General features: G+C 32.1%; 1 protein-coding gene. It reads right to left on the reverse strand.

All coding sequences use genetic code 11. The features are described from left to right. Positions 1-39 precede the first annotated feature (39 nt). The coding region (locus KLA_RS17275; RefSeq protein WP_034647453.1) for an IS110 family transposase at positions 40-993 on the reverse strand (954 nt) is incomplete at its 5' end.

Consider the following 993-nt stretch of genomic DNA (forward strand, 5'->3'; position numbering starts at 1 on the left):
GTATTCCAAGATCAAATCCTAGTAATTTCTCATTAAATTTTAAGCTGCATATTGATTTAGGGCAACATATGGAGTGCCTCTTTTTACAACTGAAAACACTCTCGCTAATAATTTGTTCCTAACATTGTTTAGTGCTATCATTTTTGGTTTTCCTTCCTTTACTTTCCGTTTATAATATAATCTTAATTCTGGGTCATGTTGTATTGCTGATATACTTGCCATACTCAGTAAACTTTTCATTTTCCTATCTCCTAAATAATGACATTTTTTACGTCTATGAATACTTGTTCCTGAACTATATTCGTATGGAGCTAAACCGCAATAGCTTGAGAATTTTCGCCAGCTAGAAAAGCGTTTGAAGTTTTCAGTATGATATAATAATTGACACGCAACAACAAAACCTATTCCTCTTATAGAGAGTAACAATTTGTAGTTTGAAGAAAGTGACTCATCTTCTTTTAATAGAGAATCCATTCTAGATTCAATGCTCTTAATTTGTTTGCTTAAATTTTCTATACTCCTTCTTAAAACAATACAGCTAGTATCTGTAGATGGACTGCTTAAAAGCTGCTCTATCTCTTTTAAAGTGCCTAACAATCCTGCTCTATTTCTAACTAATTGATCTCGCAAGCCTATAAGTCTACCTAACTCTTGATAAACAACACTTTTTAATTCACTAGAAACCAATTCTTCTCGATGGATCCAAGCATATCTAGCTATAATCTCGGAATCAATCTTATCTGTTTTTTCTCTAACTAAACCTGATGAACGTTTAATTTTAATAGGGCTTTCTTCCACATATGCAATTCCTTTATAACTTAGGTAACTTGCGAGTTTTAAAGAATAATTTCCTGTATTCTCAAAACAGTAAAAAACAGAAACGCCTTTGGTTTGCTTTGTTACCCAATTTAACATAGATTGAAACCCCTTAACATCATTAGTGAAAACACGGTGTTTCATTGATAAGTGGCAACTTGCATCTATTGTTTTTTT

Source organism: Cellulophaga geojensis KL-A (assembly GCF_000568425.1).
GTDB classification, from domain to species: domain Bacteria; phylum Bacteroidota; class Bacteroidia; order Flavobacteriales; family Flavobacteriaceae; genus Cellulophaga; species Cellulophaga lytica.